The following is a 22,357-nucleotide window of genomic DNA, read 5'->3' as shown; positions in this document are numbered from 1 at the left end:
GCTGCCGGTTCGGCCGTCGGCCGGGTTCCTCGCGGAGACGGAGCCGATGTCGTGCAGGACGCTCCTCGGGGAGTGGGGAGCCCCTGAAACGGAAGAACTTCGTCGAACACGCTCCCAGCATGGGGCGAGCGTCCGGGATGCGGAACTCCCGGAACTGGAAGTTGTGGATGCACGGGGCCGCCGTGGATGTTCTCCGGCCGGGCTGTTGGGGGAGTCGGGGCTTTCTCCGGCGCGGCGGAGCAGAAACGCGCCACCCGAGCTGACCGGATCCGCCGCGGGGGATCCCGCGAGGACGGCCCCGACGTCGTGCGAACCGCTCCCGACGTCGGGGCACCCGCTCACGAGACCTCGGGAGGTTTCGCCGAGCGAGTGCCCACGACAGGGGAGGGCGGGGAGAGCCCCGGTCAGCTCTCGCCCGGTCCGTCCTCCAGATCACCCTCGACCTGCAGGTAGACCTCCCGCAGCCCCTGCAGCGTCTCCGGGTCCGGCTCGGCCCACAGCTCACGGTCGGCCGCCTCCAGCAGCCGCTCCGCGATGCCGTGCAGCGCCCACGGGTTGGACTCGGTGAGGAACTTCTGGTTCTGCTCGTCGAAGACGTAGGTCTCGGCGAGCTTCTCGTACATCCAGTCCCCGACGACGCCGGTCGTGGCGTCGTAGCCGAACAGGTAGTCCACCGTGGCCGCGAGCTCGAAAGCACCCTTGTAGCCGTGCTCGCGCATCGCCGAGACCCAGCGCGGGTTGACCACCCGGGAGCGGAAGACCCGGGAGGTCTCCTCGTGCAGCGAACGGGTGCGGATCGAATCGGGGCGCGAGCTGTCCCCGATGTATGCCGCGGGGGAGTCCCCGGTCAGCGCGCGCACGGTGGCCACCATGCCGCCGTGGTACTGGAAGTAGTCGTCGGAGTCGGCGATGTCGTGCTCGCGGGTGTCGGTGTTCTTCGCGGCGACCGAGATGCGGCGGTAGGCGTTCTCCATGTCCTGCCTGGCCGCGACGCCGTCCAGGTCGCGTCCGTAGGCGAACCCGCCCCAGACGGTGTAGACCTCGGCGAGGTCGGAGTCGTCCCGCCAGTTGCGGCTGTCGATCAGCGACAGCATCCCCGCGCCGTAGGCGCCGGGCTTGGAGCCGAAGATCCGCGTGGTCGCGCGCCGTCGATCCCCGTGCTCGGCGATGTCGGCACGGGTGTGCGCGCGGACGAAGTTCCACTCGTCGGGTTCGTCGAGATCGGAGACCAGCTGGAACGCGTCGTCGATCAGGTTGACCACGTGCGGGAAGGCGTCCCGGAAGAACCCGCTGATGCGCACGGTGACGTCCACCCGGGGACGTCCGAGCTCCTCGAGCGGGACGGCCTCGAGCCCGTTGACCCGGCGCGAGGAGTCGTCCCAGGTGGGGCGCACACCGATCAGGGCGAGCACCTCGGCGATGTCGTCGCCGGAGGTGCGCATCGCACTGGTTCCCCACACGGACAGGCCGACCGATCCGGGCCACTCGCCGTTGTCGGTGCGGTAGCGGTCCAGCAGCGATTCCGCGATGGCGTAGCCGGTGTCCCAGGCCAGCCTGCTCGGGATCCCCTTCGGGTCGACCGAGTAGAAGTTGCGTCCGGTCGGCAGCACGTTGACGAGCCCGCGCAGCGGGGAACCACTCGGACCGGAGGGGATGTAGCCCCCTTCGAGCGCGTGCAGGGTGGAACCGATCTCGTCGGTGGTGTCGTTCAACCGCGGGACGACCTCGGTCGCGGCGAACTGCAGGACCTCGACCACCTGTCCTGGGTCCTCGCCCAGCACCGACCGGCACACGGTCTCGGCCGCCTCGGCGCGCCACTCGTGCTGCTCCATGCCCTCGACCAGGGCCTGGGCGCGGGACTCGACGTCGTCCACGCGCTCCCGCGCCTCCGAACCGTCCTCGGAGAGGCCGAGGGCCTCGCGGAGCCCGGGCACGGCGGCCTGCTGACCGCCCCACATCTGCCTGGCCCGCAGCATCGCCAGCACCAGCCCGACCCGGGCCTGGCCTGCGGGCGGGTCCCCGAACACGTGCAGCCCCTCGCGGATCTGGGCGTCCTTGACCTCGCACAGCCAGCCGTCGACCTGCAGCAGGATGTCGTCGAACTCGGCGTCGTGCGGACGTTCCTCCAACCCCAGGTCGTGGTCGAGCTTGGCCGCCTGCATCAGCGTCCAGATCTGACTGCGGATGGCGGGAAGCTTCGCCGGGTCCATCGCCGTGATGTTGGCGTGCTCGTCGAGCAGCTGCTCCAGCCGCGCGATGTCGCCGTAGCTCTCCGCGCGCGCCATCGGGGGGACCAGGTGGTCCACCAGCGTGGCGTGAACCCTGCGCTTGGCCTGGGTCCCCTCACCGGGGTCGTTGACCAGGAAGGGGTACACCAGCGGCAGGTCGGCGATGGCGGCGTCCGGGGCGCAGGAGGCGGACATGCCGGCCGTCTTGCCCGGCAACCACTCCAGGTTGCCGTGCTTGCCCAGGTGCACCATCGCGTGCGCGTCGAAGTCGTCGGTCAGCCAGTGGTAGGCGGCCAAGTAGTGGTGGCTGGGCGGGAGGTCCGGGTCGTGGTAGATCGCGATCGGGTTCTCCCCGAAGCCCCGCGGGGGCTGGATCATGAGCACGATGTTGCCCGCCCTGATCGCCGCGAGCACGATCTCGCCCTCGGGGTCCTGCGAGCGGTCGACGAACAGCTCTCCGGGCGGAGGGCCCCAGTGCTGTTCGATGTCGGAGCGCAGGGACTCGGGCAGGGAGTCGAACCACTCCCGGTAGCGCTTGGCCGGCACGCGGATCGGGTTGCCTGCGAGCTGCTCCTCGCTCAGCCAGTCCCGGTCCTGGCCTCCCGCGGCGATCAGCGCGTGGATCAGCGCGTCACCGTCCTGCGCCGCCACGCCGGGAAGAGCGTCCGGTCCCTCAGCGGGGCCGATGTCGTAGCCCGCCTCCCCGAGAGCGCGCAGCAGCCGCACGGCGGACAGCGGCGTGTCCAGGCCGACCGCGTTGCCCACCCTGGCGTGCTTGGTGGGGTAGGCCGACAGCATCAGCGCGAGCCGCTTCCGCTCGGGCGGGACGTGGCGGAGCCGGGCGTGCCGCACGGCGATCCCGGCGACCCTGGCCGCGCGCTCCGCGTCGGCCACGTAGACGGGAAGGCCCTCCGAGTCGTTCTCCTTGAACGAGAACGGAACCGTGATCAACCTGCCGTCGAACTCCGGAACGGCCACCTGGGTGGCCATGTCCATCGGGGAGAGACCCTCGTCGTTGTCCTGCCAGGCGGAACGGCTGCTGGTCAGGCACATCCCCTGCAGGATCGGGATGTCCAGCTGGGCGAGCGCCCCGACGTCCCAGGCCTCGTCGTCGCCGCCGGCCGTGGCCACGGCGGGCTTGCTCCCGCCTGCGGCCAGCACGGTGACCACGAGCGCGTCCGCGCCGCGCAGTGCTTCGAGCAGCTCGGGGTCGGGGGTGCGCAACGAGGCGCAGAACAGGGGCATCGCCTGGCCGCCCGCGTCCTCGATCTGCTCGCAGAGGGTGTGCACGAAGGCGGTGTTGCCCGCCATGTGGTGGGCCCGGTAGTAGAGCACGGCCACTGTGGGGCCGTCCTGCCTGCCGGGAGTGCGGTCCAGCCTCCCCCAGGTCGGGGTCTCGGCGGGCTGCGCGAAGCCGTGGCCGGTCAGCAGGACGGTGTCGGAGAGGAAGTTGTGCAGCTGCTCGAGGTTCTCCGGGCCGCCGTGGGCGAGGTAGGCGTGCGCTTCGGCGCACACGCCGCCGGGAACTGTGGAGCACTCCATGAGCTCGGCGTCGGGCTGCTGCTCGCCACCGAGCACCACGACGGGCCGCGGGCCGGCGAGCAGGAAGTCCAACCCCTCCTCCCAGGCCCTGCGGCCGCCGAGCAGCCGCACCACCACGAGGTCGACTCCCTCGAGCAGTTCCGGAAGGTCCTGCGCGCCGAGTCTGGCCGGATTGGCCAGCCGGTAGTCGGCGCCGCTGGACCGCGCACTGAGCAGGTCAGTGTCGGAGGTGGACAGAAGCAGGATCATGCGACTCGCTCCTCGGCGTCGAGAACCGGGGCGGTCGACCAGGACAGGCGCGCGATGCACGCGCGGTCGTACGCTGCATCAGGAACCTTCCCAGGGGTCCTCGCCCCTTTGCTGACGGTCGCGGCGGCAGGAGTCTCCTGGCTCCCGGATCCTGGCTCCCTCCGGTCTTCCCATCGTCGTTCGACAGTGACCGTGCTTGGAGTTCGCTCCCCGGTGACAGTGGCGGGACCGCGCCGGATTCACACCGGCTTCCTCCGTCACCGCCGCGGATACGCCGTCCAGTTTCGGGAACGGGCCGATCTCCAGTCAAGCCGACGTGACGAAGCCCGTTCCCCGGCGTGTTTCGTGGCACACTTCCGTGGTCCGTAGCATCACCGCGATGTCCGAAGGTTTCGCTTCCGAACGGGACAGGCCGGACGCCTGCCCGGGTGCGCTCCAGGTCCACCCCGCCGCCGACGGTGGTCTCGCGCGGATCCGCGTCCCCGGCGGGACGTTGAGCACCGAGCAGCTGCGGGTGCTGGTCACGGCCGCGGAGGAGCTGGGCAACTCCACGGTCGAGCTCACCTCGCGGGCCAATCTCCAGCTGCGCGGTGTCGAGTTCCCCGAGGAGCTCGGGCGGCGGATCGGCGCGGTGGGACTGCTTCCCTCGCTGACCCACGAGCGGGTGCGGAACATAGTGGCCAGTCCCGGTGCCGGGCTGGACGACCCCGGTTGGTTGCCGGTGCAGCGGGTCGTGCGTGAGCTGGACCGGGGAATCTGCTCGACTCCGCGGTTGGCCGAGCTCTCCGGGCGTTTCCTGTTCACAGTGGACGACGGGAGCGGGGACGTGTCGCGGCTGCGCGGTGACGTGGGCCTGCTTCCGCTGGACGGGGAGACGGTCGCGGTGCTGCTCGGGGGGAACGACTCGGGCGCGCGAGTGAGGCCGGCCGAGGCCGCGGAGACGGCCGTTCTCGCCGCGGAGGAGTTCCTCGCGGAGCGGGACCGCCAGGGGGGCGGCGTCTGGCGAGTTGCCGAACTGGACACAACGGGAAACCTCGCGGACACGCTGCGTGCTCGATCGGGGCGTGCGGGAGGCACCGTTGTCGAAGTCACACCGCCCTTCGGGGTTCGGCGGGATCAGCAGGAAAAACCCTCGGTGGGGGTCCTCACGCGGACCGGGGGAGAGGTGGCCCTCGGCGTGGGGGCGCCGTTGGGACGCTTGTCCCCCGCGCAGATGCATAGCATCATACGAGCGGCCGAAGCCGCGTCCGGTGCCGTTCGACTGACGCCGTGGCGGACCGCGGTCCTCCCGGGAGTCCGCGAGCACGAGCACCGCTCGTGGTTTTCCGAACTGCGCTCGTGCGGTTTGATCGTCGATCCGTCCTCGCCGTTCAACGGTGTGACCGCCTGCGCGGGTGATCCCGGTTGTGCCAAGTCCCTGGCCGACGTGCACCGGGACGCCGCGTACAGCGCGGCCCGCGGTGCTGCGGTGGCTCCCGGGGACCTGCCGGTGCACTGGGTCGGTTGCTCGCGTCATTGCGGCCGCCCGCGCGGTCCGGTGGTGGAAGTGCTGGCCGGTGCCTCCGGGTACCGGGTCAGCTCCGGCACGCGGGACGAGGAGCTCATCCGGGTGGACGACGCCGGGGTGGAGACGGTGGCCGAGGCCGTGGAACACGCGCGGCGTCCCGGTTCCGCGGCTCCGACGACGGGACAGCACGACGGGTTCGGGCAGAGCCGCGTGAACAGCGACCAGGACACGACGAACGAGGACGATCGGTGACCGAATACATCCGGGACGGCAAGGAGATCTACCGCCGCTCCTTCGCGACGATACGGGCGGAAACCGATCTCGACGAGCTGCCTTCCGACGTCGCCGGTGTGGCCGTGCGCATGGTTCACTCCTGCGGGATGGTCGACCTGGTCGACGACCTGGCCTACTCGCCGGGGGTGGTGAGCTCGGCGCGGCGGGCGCTCGCCGCGGGTGCGCCGGTGCTGTGCGACGCGGAGATGGTGGCCGCGGGGGTGACCCGGCGCAGGCTTCCCGCGGGCAACGAGATCCTGTGCACGTTGTCGGACCCGCGCGTGCCCGACCTCGCCGCGCGACTGGGCAACACCCGCAGCGCCGCCGCGATGGAACTGTGGCGCGGGCGGCTCGAAGGCGCCGTCGTCGCGATCGGCAACGCCCCGACCAGCCTGTTCCGCCTGCTGGAGCTGGTCGAGCAGGGCGCGGGCACTCCCGCGGCCGTGCTCGGGATCCCGGTCGGTTTCATCGGGGCGGTCGAGTCCAAGCAGGCACTGGTCGCGCACCCGAGCGGCCTGGAGCACCTGGTGGTGCACGGCAGACGAGGCGGTAGTGCGATGACGGTCGCCGCCATCAACGCGATCGCGAGCGAGGAAGAGTGAACAGCGAAGACAGCAACGACTCCGCGACCGGGCGCCTGTTCGGAGTGGGGCTCGGCCCCGGTGATCCGGAACTGGTGACGGTCAAGGCCGCGCGGTTGATCGGTGAGGCCGATGTGATCGCCTACCACAGCGCCAGGCACGGCAACAGCATCGCGCGCTCGGTCGCCGAGCCGTATCTGCGCGGGGACCAGACCGAGGAACCGCTGGTGTACCCGGTCACCACCGAGACGACCGACCACCCCGGCGGGTACCAGGGCGCCATCGACGAGTTCTACGCCGACTGCGCCGAACGACTGGCGGCTCACCTGAGCGCGGGACGCGACGTCGTGCTGCTCGGTGAGGGGGACCCGTTCTTCTACGGCTCCTACATGCACATGCACAAGCGCTTGACCGGGCGCTTCGAGACCGTGGTCGTGCCGGGGGTGAACTCGGTGAGCGCGGCCTCGGCCGAGTTGGGACGCCCGCTCGCCGAGCGCGACGAGGTGCTGACCGTGCTCCCGGGCACGCTCGAGCCCGACGAGCTGGCGCGGAGGTTGCAGAGCACGGACGCGGCGGCCGTGCTCAAGCTGGGCAGGACCTTCGAAGGCGTGCGCGAGGCCTTCGACAAGGCCGGTTGCCTCGACGAGGCCCACTACGTGGAACGGGCGAGCACCACCAGGCAGCGGGTCGCACCACTGGCCGAGGTGGATCCGGACAGCGTGCCCTACTTCTCGCTGGCCCTGCTGCCCAGTCGTACCGGTGCGCGGACTCCCGCTCCGGAGACGCCGCCGCGTCCGGACGGAGCGCACGGCGGTCGGCTCGCCGTGGTGGGGCTCGGTCCGGCGGGCAGGGAGTGGACCACCCCCGAGGCGCAGGCCGCGCTGGCCGCAGCCGACGACCTGGTCGGCTACGGACCCTACCTGGACCGGATCCAGGCGAACCCGCGGCAGCGCAAGCACCCCTCCGACAACCGCGTCGAGGCCCAGCGGGCCGAGGAGGCCCTCGACCTGGCGGCTTCGGGGCGCAGGGTCGTGGTCGTCTCCTCCGGAGACCCCGGGGTGTTCGCGATGGGCAGCGCCGTCCTGGAGGCGGCCGACGACGCGCGCTACGCGGACGTGGACGTGGACGTCCTCCCCGGACTCACCGCGGCGCAGGCGGTCGCCAGCAGAGCGGGGGCCCCGCTCGGGCACGACTACTGCGTGCTCTCGCTGTCCGACCGGCTCAAGTCGTGGGAGGTGATCGAACGCAGGCTGCGGGCCGCTGCGCGGGCGGACCTCGCGCTGGCGATGTACAACCCGGCCTCGCGGAGTCGCCGCTGGCAGGTGGAGGCGGCCAGGGACCTGCTCCTGGAGGAGCGCTCCGGGGACACACCGGTGGTGATCGGCCGCGACGTCGGTGGACCGGAGGAGGAGGTCACGGTCGTCGAGCTGCGGGAGCTGGATCCGGAACGGGTGGACATGCGCTGCCTGCTGCTGGTCGGTTCGTCCACGACCCGGCTCGTCAGCAGGGGGGACGAGGTCTCCGTGTTCACGCCGCGGCGTTACCCGGCGTGAAGCCGGTCGACTCGTTCCCGCAGCCAGGCGATCGCCTCGGGAACGCTGTCCACCGCGGGCGCTCGTGGTGGCCGAGGTTGCTCCACCAGCACCACCGGGACCCCGAGTTCGCGGGCGGCCGCGAGCTTGCCCTCGGTCATCGGCCCTCCGCTGTTCTTGCTCACGATCACGTCGATGCGCTGCTGCCGAAGCAGCTCGCGCTCGGACTCCGCGGTGAACGGACCGCGCGCGGAGATCGTGGTCACGTTGGGCGGTAGCGGCGGGTCCGGGGCGTCCACGGTGCGGGCGAGGAACCAGCGGTCCCGCACCCGCGCGAAGTGGTGCAGCCCCTGCCTGCCGGTGGTGAGCAGCACCCGGCTGCCGAGCCTCCGCGCGGTCTCGGCCGCCTCCGGGAGCGAACCGACCCGGTGCCAGTCGTCGCCCGGGCCCGGGGTCCAGGGGGCGCGCCGCAGCACGAGCATCTCGACACCGCTGTCGGCGGTGGCGGTCACGGCGTTCTCGCTGATCCGCGCGGCGAAGGGGTGGGTCGCGTCGACCAGGGTGGTTACTCCGCGGTCGCGCAGGTACTCGGCCATCCCGGCCGGACCTCCGAAACCGCCGGTGCGGACCTCGCCCGCGGGCAGCTTCGGTGCCCGCACGCGTCCGGCCAGTGAGGAGACCACCGGGACCCCGAGCTCGTTAAGCTGGTTCGCGAGGAGCCGAGCCTGTGCGGTACCCCCGAGGACGAGTACTCGCGCCCCCATCGGAACACCCCCGAAACAATGAATCCTGACTCGATGGAGTGCATTCTCCCGTGGTGAACGATCGTGCCGAACAGACGGGTGGGCCGCGTTACGGGTGGACCACGGGGGCGTGTGCCCTCGCCTCGACCGCGGCTGCCTACACCGCCCTGCTCACCGGAGAGTTCCCGGACCCGGTGCGGGTGCGGCTGCCGAAGGGGCACGAGCCCTCCTTCGCGCTGGACCGGGAGCTGCTGGAGGAGGACCGGGCCACGGCCGGGGTGGTCAAGGACGCCGGTGACGACCCGGACGTCACCCACGGGGCTGTCGTGGGAGTGACCGTCTCCCGGGGAGAGCCCGGCAGCGGGGTCACCTTCCGCGCGGGCACGGGGGTCGGGACGATCACCAAGCCCGGACTGCCGCTGCCCGTGGGCGAACCCGCCGTCAATCCCGTTCCGCGGCGGCTGATCGGCGAGCTCGTCGCGGAGATCGCAGCCACCCACGTCGACAGCGGCGACCTGGTCGTGGAGGCGTGGGTGGAGGAGGGAGCGGAACTCGCCCGGCACACCTGGAACCCCCGCCTCGGGATCGTGGGCGGGTTGTCGATCCTGGGCACCACCGGGGTGGTGATCCCGTACTCGTGCTCTGCCTGGATCGACAGCATCCGTCGCGGGGTGGACGTGGCCCGTGCGGAGGGGCTGCGGCACGTGGCCGGCTGCACCGGCAGCACCTCGGAACGCACGGTGACCGAGCTGCACGGCCTGCCGGAGGAGGCCCTGCTGGACATGGGCGACTTCGCGGGGGCCGTGCTGAAGTACCTGCGCAGACATCCGGTTCCCCGGCTGACCGTAGCCGGCGGGATCGGGAAGCTGGCCAAGCTGGCCGACGGCCACCTCGATCTGCACTCCAAGCGCTCGCAGGTGGACTTCGCGCGGCTGGCCGGGCTCGTCGAGCGGGCGGGGGGCAGCGCGCGCTTGTCGGAGCGCGTGGCGCGGGCCAACACGGCGCTGGACGCGCTCGAGGCCTCGGCCGAGGAGGGCGTCGCCCTCGGCGACCTGGTCGCGCGGGGAGCGCGGGACGTCGCCCTGGCGACCCTGGAGGGCGCTCCCATCGAGGTGGAGATCGTCGTGATCGACCGCGCCGGGACGATCAAGGGGCGTTGCCCGCCCGGGGGGTGAGCCCTCCGGGGAGTGCCTGCGGGGACTCCCGCCGCGGAAGTCCCCGCCCCCGGACAGCCCCCGTCAGCTCCGGCAGCGGTTCGCGGAGTACAGGTGGCTGTCCGGGAAGTGCCCCGCCGTGAGCACCTCGCCGACCACGACCACGGCGGTGCGCTCGACACCGGCGTCGCGAACCAGCCCGGCGATGTCGGAGAGGTTCCCGCGCAGCACGGTCTCGTCCGCCCTGCTGGCCCCCGCGACCACGGCGACTGGGCAGTCCGGGCCGTAGTTGGGCACGAGTTGTTCGACGAGCTCCTCGATCCTGTTCACGGCCAGGTGCAGCACCATCGTGGCCCGGCTGCGCCCCAGCGTGGCGAGGTCCTCGCCCTCCGGCATGGGAGTGGCCCTGGCCGCCGTTCTGGTCAGCAGCACCGTCTGCCCCACGCCGGGCACCGTGAACTCCCGGTTGAGCGCCGCGGCCGCCGCCGAGAAGGCGGGAACCCCCGGCACCATCTCGTAGTCGACCCCGGCCTCGTCGAGCCTGCGCATCTGCTCGGCCACCGCGCTGAACACGGAGGGGTCGCCGGAGTGCAACCTGGCCACGTCGAGTCCGCGCCGCTGCGCGTCGAGGATCTCGGCGATGATCTCGTCGAGCGTCATGCGGGCCGTGTCGACCAGCCGGGCCCCCTCCGGGCAGTGCTCCAGCAGCTCCTCGGGCACGAGGCTGCCCGCGTACAGGCACACCGGGCAGGAGGCGATGGTGTTCTGCCCGCGGACGGTGATGAGGTCGGCCGCTCCCGGGCCGGCTCCGACGAAGTGAACGGTCAAGGCTTGGTCACCGCCCACTGGGTCACGCGCATAGCGGGCCGCCAAGCGGTGAAACCGCCGACCGGGCCTGCCTGCTCGATACCGATCCGCACCAGCTCCCCGCCCATGCGGGAGTACCATTCGATCACTGTCGACTCCGATTCCATCGTCACGGCATTGACCACGAGACGTCCACCGCGCGGCAACGCCTCGACGCAGCTGTCCAGCACACCGGGAACGCTCACCCCGCCGCCGACGAACACGGCGTCCGGTCGCTCCAGCCCCCGCAGTCCCTCCGGGGCGGCCTCGCGCACGATCCGCAGCGAGCCGGCCCCCAGGGCGGCGGCGTTGTTCGCCGTGCGCGCGGCCCGCTCGGGGTTCCGCTCGACGGCGATCGCCCGGCAGGAAGCGGCGCTGCGCACCCACTCGATCGCGATGCTGCCCGAGCCTGCCCCCACGTCCCACAGCAGCTCACCGGGGCGTGGGGCCAACCGCGCCAGCGTGCTCGCCCGGACGTCCCGCTTGGTGAGCTGGCCGTCGTGTTCGAACAGCTCCTCCGTCAGCCCCGGTGTCGACGGCAACCGCCCCGTTCCGCGGTCGCTCGCGCACTCGACGGCGACGATGTTCAGCGCCGCGGTGCTCGTCCGCAGCTGAGCGGCGGTGTCCCGGAGGATCCGTTCGTCCCGTCCCCCCAGGTTCTCCAGCACCGTCAGCTCGCTGGGGCCGAAACCGTGCGCGGTCAGCAGCTCGGCCACCGCGGCCGGGGTGCTCCCGTCGGAGCTGAGCACCAGGACGCGTTCGCCCGGTGCGAGTCCGCGCAGCAGGTTCTCCACCGGCCTTCCGACCAGGTTGACCACCCGGGCGTCCTGGGAGGGCCAACCGAGCCGGGCGCAGGCCAGCGAAACCGAGGACGGTTGCGGAAAGACCTCGAGTCGTTGCGGGCCGAGCAGTCCGGCCAGCGTGGCCCCGATCCCGTGGAACATCGGATCGCCGCTGGCCAGCACGCACGTCGAACGTCCGGCGTGCTCGGCCAGCAGTCCGGGCAGCGCGGGCAGCAGCGGGGACGGCCAGGGCACCCGCTCACCGGTGGTCTCCGGAATCAGCGCGAGCTGCCTGTGACTGCCCATCAGGACTTCGGCCGCTTCGACGGTGCGGCGTGCGGCGGGGGAGAGGCCCTCCCAGCCGTCGGCACCGATCCCGACGACGTGCACCCGGTCGGGTCCGCCGCTCGCGGGCTCGTCGCTCACGTTCGGCGCGCCTCCTCGGAGCTCGGGTGCGATGCGGGCAGTGCGCGGTTCCGGCGGGCCTACCGGCACGGACGGGTGAAGCACCGCCGTCCGCGCCTTCGGCGGGGTCCGCGGCCTCCGCGGCAGAGGCGCTCCTGCCGGTGCGGTCGTCGGGCGACCGAGCGGTGGCTACGGCTGTCCGGGAACGAACTCGGTCCGCCGAAGGCCGGAACGTGAGCTCGTACTCTAGTGCACGCATCGATCACTCGGGTGTTTTTCTCCCGCGGATGGGGGAGAGCTCACATCAGTCGACCACGAGGTGCAGACCGTGCGTTCCCGTGCGCTCGCAGCGCATTCCGGCACCCCGGGCGATCTCGGCCACGTCCTCGGGGCCCGCGGGCTCGTGCTCGGCCTTGGCCAGTGCCCTGGCCAACCTGCCCTTGTGGGCCTTGTTGTGGTGGCTGACCGCCTTGCGGGTCCCGGCGGAGTCCTCGGTGACCACCCGCACCTCGACGGCGTCAGGGAGCTTGGCCAGTGCCGCGTAAGCGCCCGAGCGCAGATCCACGACGGGGCCCGGCTGCGCTCGGAGCAGCGGGGTCAGTTCGGGGCGCCACACGCCGCGCAGCCCACCGATCCCCGGCACGCTGGATCCGGCCGACAGCCGGTAGGCCGGTACGGGATCGCCGCCGCGCACCACTCCGAACAGCGCCGAGACCACGGCGAGCCTGGCGTCGGCGCGGGACCGCTCCGCGGCGGACAGGGAACCGACGTCGAGCGCGTCGTAGAGCACCCCCGTGTAGCGCTCCAGGGCGGGCCTGGTGGGGGAGTCCCAGAGCGCGGCGTTGCGTTCGACCTCACCGGCCTGGCGTTCGGACAGACCCAGCGCGGCGAGGCTCGCGGGCAGGTCCTCGCCGAGCTCAGCGAGCGCCAGGGCCAGCCGCTCCCGCGTGGGGTTGAGCTGTTCGAAGGACAGGGTCTCCAGGCGCAGCGGCGGGCCGTCGCCTCCGCTCGATTTGGTTTCGGAGGGTGGCAACAGTACGAGCACGTGACGTGAGCCTAGGGGGCGGGCCGGTCGAGCCGCTCGACGGGTCGGCCGCGTCCCGGACCGCCGGGCGAATCGACCCGCGCGGCCTCCAGGAGGGGACATTCCGCGGACCCCGTCAGGTGGACCCGTCGTCCAGCTGAGCTCCGGACGGGGAGTCCGGTACCTGTTCGCGCACGAGTTCCTCCCAGCAGTCCGGGCAGGTCGGGTGGAGCAGCCACTCGGTGGAACTCACGGGCGCCGGGTCGACGGACGAACCGCACAGGGTGTCCTTCGCGCCCCAACCCGTCCCGGGACCGCTCCCGTGGAAGACGTGGCGCTTCCCGTCGAATCTCCGCGCCGGGTGCCAGAATCGTGCTCGGTTGTCGTGGTTCTCGGGATGCATTTCCGTCCGTTTTCCGTGACGCGGCCACCTCACCCCAATTGGGCCACATCGATCCGCGATCGGCCGAACCGCTCGGTGCGTTTCCCCCGAACGGGAGCCTGCGAGGATGCGCAGGTCGGTTCCCCGCCCGCGGTGCGGCCGGAGCGGGAGGGCAGCATGTCGTGGCCGTGCCCCTGGTGCGGGAGTCGCTGATATCGCCGTTCGTATGACCAGCTAGGCTTTCCGGAAATACGCGAGGAAAGCGCGAGGCGTAAAGGAGCGCGCAGCCGTGATCACGAGGATGTCGACGTTGTTCCTGCGTACCCTGCGGGAGGATCCGGCGGATGCGGAGGTGCCGAGTCACCGTCTGCTGGTGCGCGCCGGATACGTGCGTCGGGTAGCGCCGGGCATCTACTCCTGGCTGCCGCTCGGGCTGCGCGTGCTGCGCAACATCGAGCAGGCGGTGCGGGCGGAGATGGACGCCATCGGCGGCCAGGAGATCCACCTGCCCGCCCTGCTTCCGAAGGAGCCCTACGAGACGACCGGGCGCTGGACCGAGTACGGCCCGAACATGTTCCGCCTCAAGGACAGGAAGAAGGCCGACTACCTGCTCGGCCCGACCCACGAGGAGCTGTTCGCGCAGACCGTCAAGGGTGAGTACAACTCCTACCGCGACTTCCCCGTGATCCTCTACCAGGTCCAGACGAAGTACCGCGACGAGGAGCGCCCCCGGGCGGGGATCCTGCGCGGCCGGGAGTTCGTCATGAAGGACTCGTACTCCTTCGACCTGGACGACGAGCAGCTCGGCAGCTCCTACCGGCTGCACCGGGACGCCTACACGAGGCTCTTCGACCGGCTCGGGCTGCGCTACACCGTCGTGGCGGCCACTTCGGGTGCCATGGGCGGGTCCGCCTCCGAGGAGTTCCTCGCGGAGTGCCCCACCGGGGAGGACACCTTCGTGCGCAGCAGCGAGTCCGACTACGCGGCCAACGTCGAGGCCGTGACCACCCCGCCCGCCCCCGAACTTCCCGTGGAGGGGCGTCCGCAGGCCGAGGTGCACCACACCCCGGACACCCCGACCATCGAGAGCCTCGTGGAGTTCTTGAACGACGCGGAGTCGGACAGGAAGTTCACGGCGGCGGACACGTTGAAGAACGTGCTGGTCAAGACGCGGCAACCGGGTGCTGAGGAGTGGACGCTGCTCGCGGTGGGCGTGCCCGGTGACCGCGAGGTGGACATGAAGCGGCTGGAGGCCGCGCTGGAACCGGCAGAGGTGGCCCTGGTCGACGACGCGGACTTCGCGGCCAACCCCTTCCTGGTGAAGGGGTACGTGGGGCCCAAGGCCCTGCAGGACAACGGGGTGTGCTACCTCGTCGACCCGCGGGTGTCGAACGGGAGCGCCTGGGTCACCGGTGCGGACAAGTCCGACCACCACGTGGTCGACCTGGTGTGCGGCCGCGACTTCACCCCGGACGGCACGATCGAGGCAGCCGAGGTGCGCGAGGGGGACCCCTCCCCCGACGGGCACGGTGTTCTCCAGGCGGCGCGGGGGATCGAGATCGGGCACATCTTCCAGCTCGGGCGCAAGTACACCGACGCGATCTCGCTGGACGCGCTCGGACAGGACGGCCAACCCAAACGGGTGACCATGGGGTCCTACGGGGTGGGCGTCTCCCGGCTGGTCGCGGCGATCGCCGAGCAGCACCACGACGAGCTCGGGCTGGTCTGGCCGCGTGCGGTGGCCCCGGCCGATGTGCACGTGGTGATCGCGGGCAAGGACGACGCCCTCGGGACCGAGGCGGAGCGGATCTCGGCCGAACTGGACGACGCGGGTGTCCGGGTGGTCCTCGACGACCGGAACGTCTCGCCCGGGGTGAAGTTCGCCGATGCGGAGCTGGTCGGCGTTCCCACGATCCTGGTGGTCGGCAAGGGGCTGTCCAGGGGCGTGGTCGAGCTCAAGGACCGCGCCTCGGGGGAGCGGACCGAGGTGGCCGCCGACGAGGTGGTCGATCAGCTGGTCGAGCTGGTGCGGAGCTGAAGTGACGACCGCCGAGGGCCCGGCCCCGTGCTCCGAGGGCGAACGGGGCCGGCCCGCGGCGACGGCTTGCTCTCCCGCGCGGCTCCGGTGAGGTGGGAACCGCGCTCACCGCCGCGCCCTCGGGGGAGCGCAGTGGACCGGCCGGGGGTCATCGAACGGGGCGCGCGCTGTCCAGCACGCGCGGTACGGTCCGTTCCCCGGCGGCAGGCGGCGAGGAGGCCGGACGTTCGCTGTCCGCGCTGACCACGAGCACGACGTAGCTGTTCTTCGCCTGGACGACCAGAGCGGAGATCTCGGCCTCGGTGGGCAGGCACGGCGACGTCTCCGGCATCTCCACGGTTCCGGATATCCGGACGGCTTCGAAGCCCTCGACGTCGGCATCGCGCGGTTGTTCGGCGTTGACCGACACCTCCCCGGAACTGCCTCCGGCGGTGTAGAAGTGGCGGCCGGAGCGCAGGAGGAACTCCTCGGCCGTTTCGGACATGCTCCGGTCCGGTTTCACCGTGGTGCTGATGGCACGTCCGCCCACGACCCTCTTCCCGCCGCAGTCGTAGTAGGGACCGTCGACCAGGCCGTGGAAGGTGACGTCGCCGAGGGAGGGGATGGAGTACTCCCGCTCGGACCCCAGCACGTTCCAGTTCCCGGGGACGTCGTAAGCGAGTTGGCCCTCGGAGTTGTAGCCGACCTGCCAGCCCTCGATCCGCGGCTCGGGCGCTCCGGGCGTTGTCCGGGGCGGCGAGGTGGTGCGGCTGCCCGCACCCGCGGCTTGCTGCTCCGCCGGTCTCGAAGTCCCGTAGTAGATGCCCAGTCCGACCGCGCTTCCGAGCAGGACGATCACGAGAGCGAGGACGCCGATCACTCCCCGGTTGGTTTTTCCGGGGGGTTTGCCGCCGCCGGCCGGTTCCTCGAAAGTTCCGAAACCACGGTAGACGGACCCGTTCGCTGAGCCGGGCCGCGCCGGATCGGTCTGCCAGCCGTACGGACTGGAGTGCCCCCCTGCCGACCACCCGCCGGAAGAGCCGCTCTGGTGCGCGGGCCACTGTGGAGGTTGTCCGCCCTGCGGGCCGAATCCGGCTCGGCCGGGCGTGTTGTTGTGCCCACCGGATGGCTGTGTCACGACCTCGAGATTACCGGCCGCGCGCGGAGGCGTGGTGCGGGCGGTTCAGCGGATCACCCGGCGAGGAAGCTCAGTCGGACCCGGCGCACCTGGTTGTCGGTGTTGGTGTCCACCAGGCACACGGACTGCCAGGTTCCCAGGGCCATGCTTCCGCCGAGCACCGGGATCGAGACGTGGGGCGGCACCAGGGCCGGAAGCACGTGATCCCTGCCGTGCCCGGGGGAACCGTGGCGGTGTCGCCAGCGGTCGTCGGCGGGGAGCAGGTCCCGCAGGGTGGCGAGCAGGTCCTCATCGCTGCCCGCGCCCGTTTCCAGGACCGCTATGCCCGCAGTGGCGTGCGGTACCCACAGGTGCAGGAGGCCTTCGTCGCCGTCCGCACCGCGCAGGAACTTCGCGCATTCGGCGTTGAGGTCGCGGACGACCTCGCGGTCGCCGGTGCGTATCTCGATTTCCTCACTGTGCATGTTTCCCGAGTCTAGGGGAGGGCGTGCGGTGACGCGCAGCACGAGGTGGAGCCGCTCGCCCGGCGACCGAGCGCGCCGAGCGAGCACTAGCCCGGACCCCGCGCGGGAACGTAGGATCACGCCCGTGAGGGAGGCTTTCGGGGCGAGTTTCGGGGTGGAGCCCGGTTACCTGAACACGGCCGGCATCGGGGTTCCCCCGGATTTCGTGGCCGAGTCCCTGCACGCGGCGATCACCCGGTGGAGCGAGGGCAGGATCTCGGCCGCCGAGTTCGACGAGCCGGTTGCGCGCGCGAAGGAGGGGTTCGCCGAGCTCGTGGGGGTTCCGCGGGAGCGCGTGACCGCGGGGAGCTCGGTCTCCCAGCTGGTCGGGATGGTGGCAGCGGGTGTTGCCGCGGGAACCAGCGTGCTGGTGGTCGAGCGGGAGTTCACCAGCGTGACCTTCCCGTTCGCGGTGCAGCGCGACCGGGGAGTGCGGGTCACCGAGGTGCCTCCGGACCGACTGCTCGAGGCCGTGCCCGAGCACGACGTGGTCGCGGTCAGCCTGGTGCAGTCGGCCGACGGGAGGGTGTTCCGCCCGGAGGAGCTGCGTGCCGTCGCCGAGCGGCACGGTGTCCGGGTGCTGCTGGACGTCAGCCAGGCGGCCGGGTGGATGCCGCTGGAGCTGGAGTGGGCGGATTGGGTCGTGGGGTGCGGGTACAAGTGGCTGATGGCTCCCCGCGGGGCGGCCTGGCTCGCGACGCGTCCCGAGGTGCTGGAACTTCAGCGGGCCCACGGTGCGAACTGGTACGCGGGGCAGGACCCCTGGAGCAACCTTTACGGGTTGCCGCTGCGACTGGCCGAGGGGGCGGGGGCCTTCGACGCCTCCCCGGGCTGGTTCGCCCAGCTGGGGGCGGCGGCCGCGCTCGACTGGTTGAGAACCGTCGACCTCCCCGCAGTTCGCGAGCACTGCATGGAACTGGCCGGGACGCTGTGCGCCGAACTGGAGGTTCCCTCGCCCGACTCCCCGATAGTCGCGCTGGACGCGACCCACGCCTCCGCGGAGCTGAGTGCAGCCGGGGTGTGCTGTACGGCGCGGGACGGCAGGCTGCGACTGGCTTTCCACCTGTACAACACGGAGGACGACGTCCGGCTGGTGTCGGAGGCGCTGCGGCGGAGTTCTTCCGCTCCGTTGCGGTGATGTGCTGTTCTCCACCCGATCGTTACCCGCTACGGTAGGTGCCCGTGTCGGATCACCACGGTGCACCCGAACAGATGACGGGGTCGCAGCAGAACTTCGAGCGCGGGGACACCGCGCCACTCAACGCTGTCCGGAGCGACTCCGGAGGCCCACCTGACCGGGTGACACAGGGTCGGAATCCGGAAGGCGGTGCGGGAGGGCCCGGCGAGGAGCGGACCCGCCCCACCTTCCCGCCGCCCCAGGCCGCGGCCGCCCCCGCGAACGGGGGGCACGGTTCGCGTCCCCCCGGCGAGCAGCCGGCCCCGGGGCGGGGAGCGGGCAGTGGGCCCCCGAACGCCGCGGGTGCCGCGCAGTCCCGTCCAGGCCCGGACGGAGCGGGAGACTCGCGGGCAGGCACGGGCATCACTCCCGCGGGATGGGTGATCCGGGGACTGGTGCTGGTCCTCGTCGCGGTGCTGTCCGGGGTGCTGTGGCTGATGGTCAAGCCCTCGGAGACCCGGTCCACCTCCGAGAGCCCGGCCACGCAGCAGGCGGGACCGAGCACCGAGTACGACTTCGAGAAGTACGTCGCCGACGAGCCGGCGAACTGCGCGGACAACTCGACCGCGAAGATCGCCGAGTTCTTCGCGGGCACCGCCTGCTCGCACATCACCCGCGCCCTTTACACCACCAGGCTGCACAACGGCGAGCGCGTGCTGACCTCCGTGGTCACCGTGCTGATGCCCGACGCCGCGTCCGCGGCCAAGCTGGAGAAGCTGGCTACGCAGAACGCAACGGGCAACATCGAGGACCTGGTCACGGCTGGAAGTCAGGTTCCCGAGGGGTATCCGGACCTGAGCCACGACTACGGATACGCCTCGACCCACGAGGGACGCCTGGTGGTCATCGGGGAGTCCTCCTACTTCCACCGCAGCGGCCGCGACGACGGCAGGCTGAAGCACGTCACCTCGGACGCCTTGAAGCTGGGGGCCCGGCAGGACCGCGAACCGGGGTGACCGCCCGCGCCGCGCGGCTCAGGTCCGGCCGGGGAAGGCCGGAAAGCTCGGCTGCTCGCCGATCTCGAGCCGCAGGGTCGTGGCACGGGTGGCCGCACCGGTGAGGCAGTCCAGCGCGAGCTGGCTGAGCCGCCTGTTCTCCGAGCGCTCCAGCACGGCCAGCCAGCCGACCGAGCAGTCCTGCTCCGCCGCCACCAGCGCGTGAACCGCCGAGGTCTGGTCCGTGACGGACTCGGGAGGTTGATACGCGGGATCGGCGGGCGGGGGGGTGCTGCCCGCCCCACGCAGCACCCGTCTCGTCCGGTCGCGGTGGTCCCGGTGCGCGGAGATCCCCTCGTCGACGGCGGAAACCACTCCGGAGTCCGCGGCGAAGGCCTTCGCCAGCCCGTACAACCAGACCGCGGCGTGCTCGCTCCCGAGCGCCCGCTTGAGGGCGCGTTCGCCGTTCTCGGACAGCTCCGCCGAGCTCATCGCACGACCTCCAGCAAACTCGCGCACGCTGCGGAGACCGAGCCGATCAGACCGGCCCGATAACCGGAGACCCGGGGGACCGTCTCGGCGGTTCGTCGCTGCGCGTCCTCGAGAGCCGTGCGCAGCTTCTCCGCCGCCTTGTTCGGATCGTCGGCGATCTCCGGGCCGGGGGAGCGACCAGCGCTCGTGGCCGCGCGCTCGCCGGTCAGCCTCTTGACCTCCCGGCGCAGGTTCTTCGCGTGCTCGCTGCGCACCTCGGCGATCGTGCCGGCCCGCTCGGCCAGCTCGGGGTGCTTGTCCGCCGTGGCCCGGGCGAGTTCCGCGTCCGAGTCCGCGTTCTCGGCGAGAGGGACGAGCAGGTCGGGATTCTCGTCCGTCGGGGCCGAACAGCTGATCAGGGCCGGTGCCAGTGGCGCCAGCGCCGAGAGGCGGAGCAGTTCGCGTCTGCCCAGTCGGTGGGGGCGAGAGGTGGAGCCGGTCCGGGAGGGAATATCCACGCCTACACATCTTGCCAGCAAGTCCGCGCGGGGGCGTGGCTGTGGTGCTCCCCGGCGGCCCGTTGTCGGTGGGGGCGTGTGCCGCGCTTTCCGCGGGCGGGACGCGATACCCTGGAAGACCACGGTTTTTATCGGTGTACTCGGCCGTGGAGCTTCGCGTCCCCGCGAAGCGGGTGGCGTCGGATCGCATGAGATCTTTCGGCGTCGCCGTGCACCGGACAACTTCAACCGCCGCAGACATTTGGAGTGTAAAACGTGTCCAGCCCGCCGCGGGACGAAATAGTCGCGCGCCTGAGACCCACCGTGGCGCAGACCGTCGCCGAGGTGGGGTTCGATCTCGAAGAGCTCGATGTGCAGCAGTCCGGTCGTCGACGTCAGCTCAAGGTGGTCATAGACGCCGATGACGGCGTCGACCTCGACGACATCGCGGACGTCAGCCGAGCCCTGTCCGAGACGCTGGACGAGTACGACCACGTGCTCGCCGGCTCTTACACTCTGGAGGTCACCTCACCCGGAGTGGACCGGCCGTTGACCAAGCAACGGCACTGGCGGCGCGCGCGCAACAGGCTCGCGAGGATTCTGCTGACCGACGGTGGTGAGTTCCTCGGCAGAGTGGGCTGCGCCGAGGAGTCCGGCGTGTGGGTTCTCGCCGATGGCCGGGTACGGCGGTTGATTTACGGTGACATCGAGCGCGCGGTGGTCGAGGTTGAGTTCCAGCAGCCACCGGCGGAGGAACTGGCCAAGCTCGATCGGGCTGCGGACGTTGCCGCCGACGGCGACGGAAAAGACACGGAGGAGTCGAGGTGAACGTCGACATCGCCGCGCTGCGGGCGATCGAACGCGACAAGGACATCCCATTCGAGACGGTCCTTCAGGCCATCGAGTCAGCCCTGCTGACAGCATATCGGCACACCGAAGGACACCAACCGCACGCCAGAGTCGAGGTGGATCGCAAGACCGGCGTGGTGCGTGTGATTGCTCACAGTCTCACCCCCGAGGGGGAGGTCGCCGAGGAATGGGACGACACTCCCGAGGGATTCGGCAGGATCGCTGCGACCACGGCACGTCAGGTCATTCTGCAGCGGCTGCGCGACGCCGAGCACGAGAAGACCTTCGGCGAGTTCTCCACCAAGGAGGGCGAGATCCTCGGCGGCGTGATCCAGCGCGACGCCAGGGCGAACTCGCGCGGCATGATCGTGGTGGAGATCGGTGACAGCGAGGGGGTCATCCCCGCCGCGGAGCAGGTTCCGGGGGAGCGCTACGAGCACGGCACCAGGATCAAGTCCTACGTCGTCGGTGTTTCCCGGACGGTGCGCGGGCCGCAGATCACGCTGTCGCGCACCCACCCGAACCTGGTCCGCAGGCTGTTCGCCCTGGAGGTGCCGGAGATCGCCGACGGCACCGTGGAGATCCCCTCGGTGGCGCGCGAGGCCGGGCACCGGTCCAAGATCGCCGTGCACTCCACGGTCGAGGGAGTCAACGCCAAGGGCGCGTGCATCGGCCCCATGGGTGCCAGGGTGCGCAACGTGATGAACGAGCTCGGGCAGGAGAAGATCGACATCATCGACTTCTCGGAGGATCCGGCCGCCTTCGTCGGCAACTCCCTGTCGCCGGCTAAGGTAGTATCGGTGGAGGTGGTCGACGAACGTGCCAAGACGGCACGGGTGATAGTCCCGGACTTCCAGCTTTCGTTGGCGATCGGCAAAGAGGGACAGAACGCCAGGCTGGCAGCGCGGTTGACCGGGTGGCGCATCGACATCCGCAGCGATGCGGACCCGAGCTCTCCCACGACCACCGCAGGACACCCCGATGCCGAACCCCCGGCTGCCGAGGGATTCGTCCCTCCGATGGACGATCTTCCGACCGTGGGTTCGGCTGAGTGACAGCGGCAGGTTAGAATCACAAGTGGCTCAACGCGAGGGGGCGGGAATCCGTACACGATCAACTGGCGTCCGTGGTGGAACTCACGAGCCGATTCGAACGTGTATAGGGTGTCGGACCCGAACGTGGGCCTCCGATCTGCTGCGAGTGGTGGCCGAGGACGGTTCGAGAACCGTCCCCGATCCTCGGCGCAGGCGCCCGGGGCGAGGTGCCTGGTTGCACCCCGATACCGCGTGCCTGCGTTCGGCCGAGCGGCGTCGGGCCTTTTCACGCGCTCTGCGCGTGCAAGGACAACTCGACAGCACAACAGTGCAGGCCTATGTGGAGCAGGTGGCTCACGAGCAAGCCGATGCGAGAGTTTCTCGTGCCAGGCAGTTGAAGGAAGCAGGTCGACCCGTCATGAATCAGCCGTGAAGCTGAAGCCATGAACGCGTACCGGCAGTAGGACGAGGTCGAGCGGGTCTGCCGC

Annotated in this window: 20 protein-coding genes and 1 riboswitch; of the genes, 10 read left to right on the top strand and 10 right to left on the bottom strand. The window is 71.1% G+C overall.

From position 1 onward, the window contains the following. Positions 1-404 precede the first annotated feature (404 nt). On the bottom strand, positions 405-4,019 hold the full coding sequence (cobN, locus tag G9Q41_RS08970) for a cobaltochelatase subunit CobN (RefSeq protein WP_165632355.1): 3,615 nt from the start codon (positions 4,017-4,019) through the stop codon (positions 405-407). Positions 4,020-4,126: 107 nt separating this feature from the next. Then, positions 4,127-4,310: riboswitch (cobalamin riboswitch) on the bottom strand. 88 nt (positions 4,311-4,398) lie between these two features. On the opposite strand from cobN, the gene cobG reads away from it, so the two are divergent. The 3 genes from cobG to G9Q41_RS22645 are packed head-to-tail and all read left to right on the top strand — an operon-like array spanning position 4,399 to position 7,933. Further along, the gene (cobG, locus tag G9Q41_RS08965) at positions 4,399-5,778 is read left to right on the top strand and encodes a precorrin-3B synthase (RefSeq protein WP_207630757.1); all 1,380 of its coding nucleotides are present in this window, start codon (positions 4,399-4,401) and stop codon (positions 5,776-5,778) included. Next, the gene (locus G9Q41_RS08960; protein ID WP_092522379.1) at positions 5,775-6,401 is read left to right on the top strand and encodes a precorrin-8X methylmutase; all 627 of its coding nucleotides are present in this window, start codon (positions 5,775-5,777) and stop codon (positions 6,399-6,401) included. The genes cobG and G9Q41_RS08960 overlap by 4 nt, the downstream gene beginning before the upstream one ends. Further along, positions 6,398-7,933: a precorrin-2 C(20)-methyltransferase gene (locus G9Q41_RS22645; RefSeq protein WP_092522377.1), complete on the top strand. Its 1,536-nt coding sequence runs from the start codon at positions 6,398-6,400 to the stop codon at positions 7,931-7,933. The genes G9Q41_RS08960 and G9Q41_RS22645 overlap by 4 nt, the downstream gene beginning before the upstream one ends. On the opposite strand, the gene G9Q41_RS08950 is transcribed toward G9Q41_RS22645, so the two are convergent. Then, positions 7,921-8,676 (bottom strand): cobalt-precorrin-6A reductase, encoded by a 756-nt coding sequence (locus G9Q41_RS08950; protein ID WP_165632353.1) that lies wholly within the window; start codon positions 8,674-8,676, stop codon positions 7,921-7,923. The two genes, G9Q41_RS22645 and G9Q41_RS08950, sit on opposite strands and share 13 nt — an antisense overlap. A 50-nt stretch (positions 8,677-8,726) precedes the next feature. On the opposite strand from G9Q41_RS08950, the gene G9Q41_RS08945 reads away from it, so the two are divergent. Next, the gene (locus G9Q41_RS08945; RefSeq protein ID WP_347567495.1) at positions 8,727-9,830 is read left to right on the top strand and encodes a cobalt-precorrin-5B (C(1))-methyltransferase; all 1,104 of its coding nucleotides are present in this window, start codon (positions 8,727-8,729) and stop codon (positions 9,828-9,830) included. Positions 9,831-9,893: 63 nt separating this feature from the next. Here the strand turns inward: G9Q41_RS08945 and cobM are convergent, their stop codons facing one another. The 4 genes from cobM to G9Q41_RS08925 all read right to left on the bottom strand — a co-directional run bounded on the left by cobM (position 9,894) and on the right by G9Q41_RS08925 (position 13,269). Further along, positions 9,894-10,637, bottom strand: coding sequence for a precorrin-4 C(11)-methyltransferase (gene cobM, locus G9Q41_RS08940; protein ID WP_092522910.1), 744 nt, complete (start codon positions 10,635-10,637; stop codon positions 9,894-9,896). Beyond that, complete coding sequence (gene cbiE / locus G9Q41_RS08935; RefSeq protein WP_165632352.1) at positions 10,634-11,863, bottom strand: precorrin-6y C5,15-methyltransferase (decarboxylating) subunit CbiE; 1,230 nt, start codon at positions 11,861-11,863, stop codon at positions 10,634-10,636. Before cbiE ends, cobM begins: the two co-directional genes overlap by 4 nt. A 283-nt stretch (positions 11,864-12,146) precedes the next feature. Beyond that, positions 12,147-12,887 (bottom strand): peroxide stress protein YaaA, encoded by a 741-nt coding sequence (yaaA, locus tag G9Q41_RS08930; RefSeq protein WP_092522371.1) that lies wholly within the window; start codon positions 12,885-12,887, stop codon positions 12,147-12,149. Positions 12,888-13,002: 115 nt separating this feature from the next. Continuing rightward, positions 13,003-13,269 (bottom strand): zinc finger protein, encoded by a 267-nt coding sequence (locus tag G9Q41_RS08925; protein WP_165632351.1) that lies wholly within the window; start codon positions 13,267-13,269, stop codon positions 13,003-13,005. Between the two features lie 268 nt (positions 13,270-13,537). Here G9Q41_RS08925 and G9Q41_RS08920 point away from each other — a divergent pair, with 268 nt between their 5' ends. After that, positions 13,538-15,286 carry a proline--tRNA ligase gene (locus tag G9Q41_RS08920; RefSeq protein ID WP_165632350.1) on the top strand — a complete coding sequence of 583 codons (1,749 nt, stop codon included), beginning with the start codon at positions 13,538-13,540 and terminating at the stop codon, positions 15,284-15,286. 148 nt (positions 15,287-15,434) lie between these two features. Here the strand turns inward: G9Q41_RS08920 and G9Q41_RS08915 are convergent, their stop codons facing one another. Next, on the bottom strand, positions 15,435-16,403 hold the full coding sequence (locus tag G9Q41_RS08915) for a hypothetical protein (RefSeq protein ID WP_242687247.1): 969 nt from the start codon (positions 16,401-16,403) through the stop codon (positions 15,435-15,437). A 53-nt stretch (positions 16,404-16,456) separates the two neighbouring features. Then, positions 16,457-16,867, bottom strand: a complete 411-nt coding sequence (locus G9Q41_RS08910) for a YjbQ family protein (RefSeq protein WP_092522365.1) — start codon at positions 16,865-16,867, stop codon at positions 16,457-16,459. Between the two features lie 124 nt (positions 16,868-16,991). On the opposite strand from G9Q41_RS08910, the gene G9Q41_RS08905 reads away from it, so the two are divergent. After that, a complete protein-coding gene (locus tag G9Q41_RS08905; protein WP_165632349.1) occupies positions 16,992-18,044 on the top strand; it encodes an aminotransferase class V-fold PLP-dependent enzyme in 1,053 nt (350 codons plus the stop codon). Positions 18,045-18,205: 161 nt separating this feature from the next. Further along, positions 18,206-19,039 (top strand): hypothetical protein, encoded by an 834-nt coding sequence (locus tag G9Q41_RS08900; RefSeq protein WP_347567494.1) that lies wholly within the window; start codon positions 18,206-18,208, stop codon positions 19,037-19,039. Between the two features lie 18 nt (positions 19,040-19,057). On the opposite strand, the gene G9Q41_RS08895 is transcribed toward G9Q41_RS08900, so the two are convergent. Both G9Q41_RS08895 and G9Q41_RS08890 read right to left on the bottom strand, forming a co-directional pair. Beyond that, positions 19,058-19,510, bottom strand: coding sequence for a ferritin-like domain-containing protein (locus G9Q41_RS08895; RefSeq protein WP_092522359.1), 453 nt, complete (start codon positions 19,508-19,510; stop codon positions 19,058-19,060). Further along, a complete protein-coding gene (locus tag G9Q41_RS08890; RefSeq protein WP_207630754.1) occupies positions 19,507-20,007 on the bottom strand; it encodes a hypothetical protein in 501 nt (166 codons plus the stop codon). The genes G9Q41_RS08895 and G9Q41_RS08890 overlap by 4 nt, the downstream gene beginning before the upstream one ends. 255 nt (positions 20,008-20,262) lie before the next feature. Here G9Q41_RS08890 and rimP point away from each other — a divergent pair, with 255 nt between their 5' ends. Genes rimP through G9Q41_RS08875 form a run of 3 tightly spaced genes read left to right on the top strand, consistent with a single transcriptional unit; the run spans position 20,263 to position 22,302 of the window. Beyond that, positions 20,263-20,814 (top strand): ribosome maturation factor RimP, encoded by a 552-nt coding sequence (rimP, locus tag G9Q41_RS08885; protein ID WP_092522357.1) that lies wholly within the window; start codon positions 20,263-20,265, stop codon positions 20,812-20,814. Further along, entirely contained in the window at positions 20,811-21,890 is a 1,080-nt protein-coding gene (gene nusA / locus G9Q41_RS08880) for a transcription termination factor NusA (protein WP_092522355.1), read from the top strand. The genes rimP and nusA overlap by 4 nt, the downstream gene beginning before the upstream one ends. Before the next feature lie 46 nt (positions 21,891-21,936). Beyond that, positions 21,937-22,302 carry a DUF448 domain-containing protein gene (locus tag G9Q41_RS08875; protein WP_342751271.1) on the top strand — a complete coding sequence of 122 codons (366 nt, stop codon included), beginning with the start codon at positions 21,937-21,939 and terminating at the stop codon, positions 22,300-22,302. Positions 22,303-22,357: the final 55 nt, after the last annotated feature.

Source organism: Actinopolyspora sp. BKK2 (assembly GCF_011291845.1).
Lineage (GTDB): Bacteria > Actinomycetota > Actinomycetes > Mycobacteriales > Pseudonocardiaceae > Actinopolyspora > Actinopolyspora saharensis.
The sequence above is the reverse complement of the archived record's forward strand: the minus strand, read 5'-3'. Positions and strand labels throughout refer to the sequence as shown.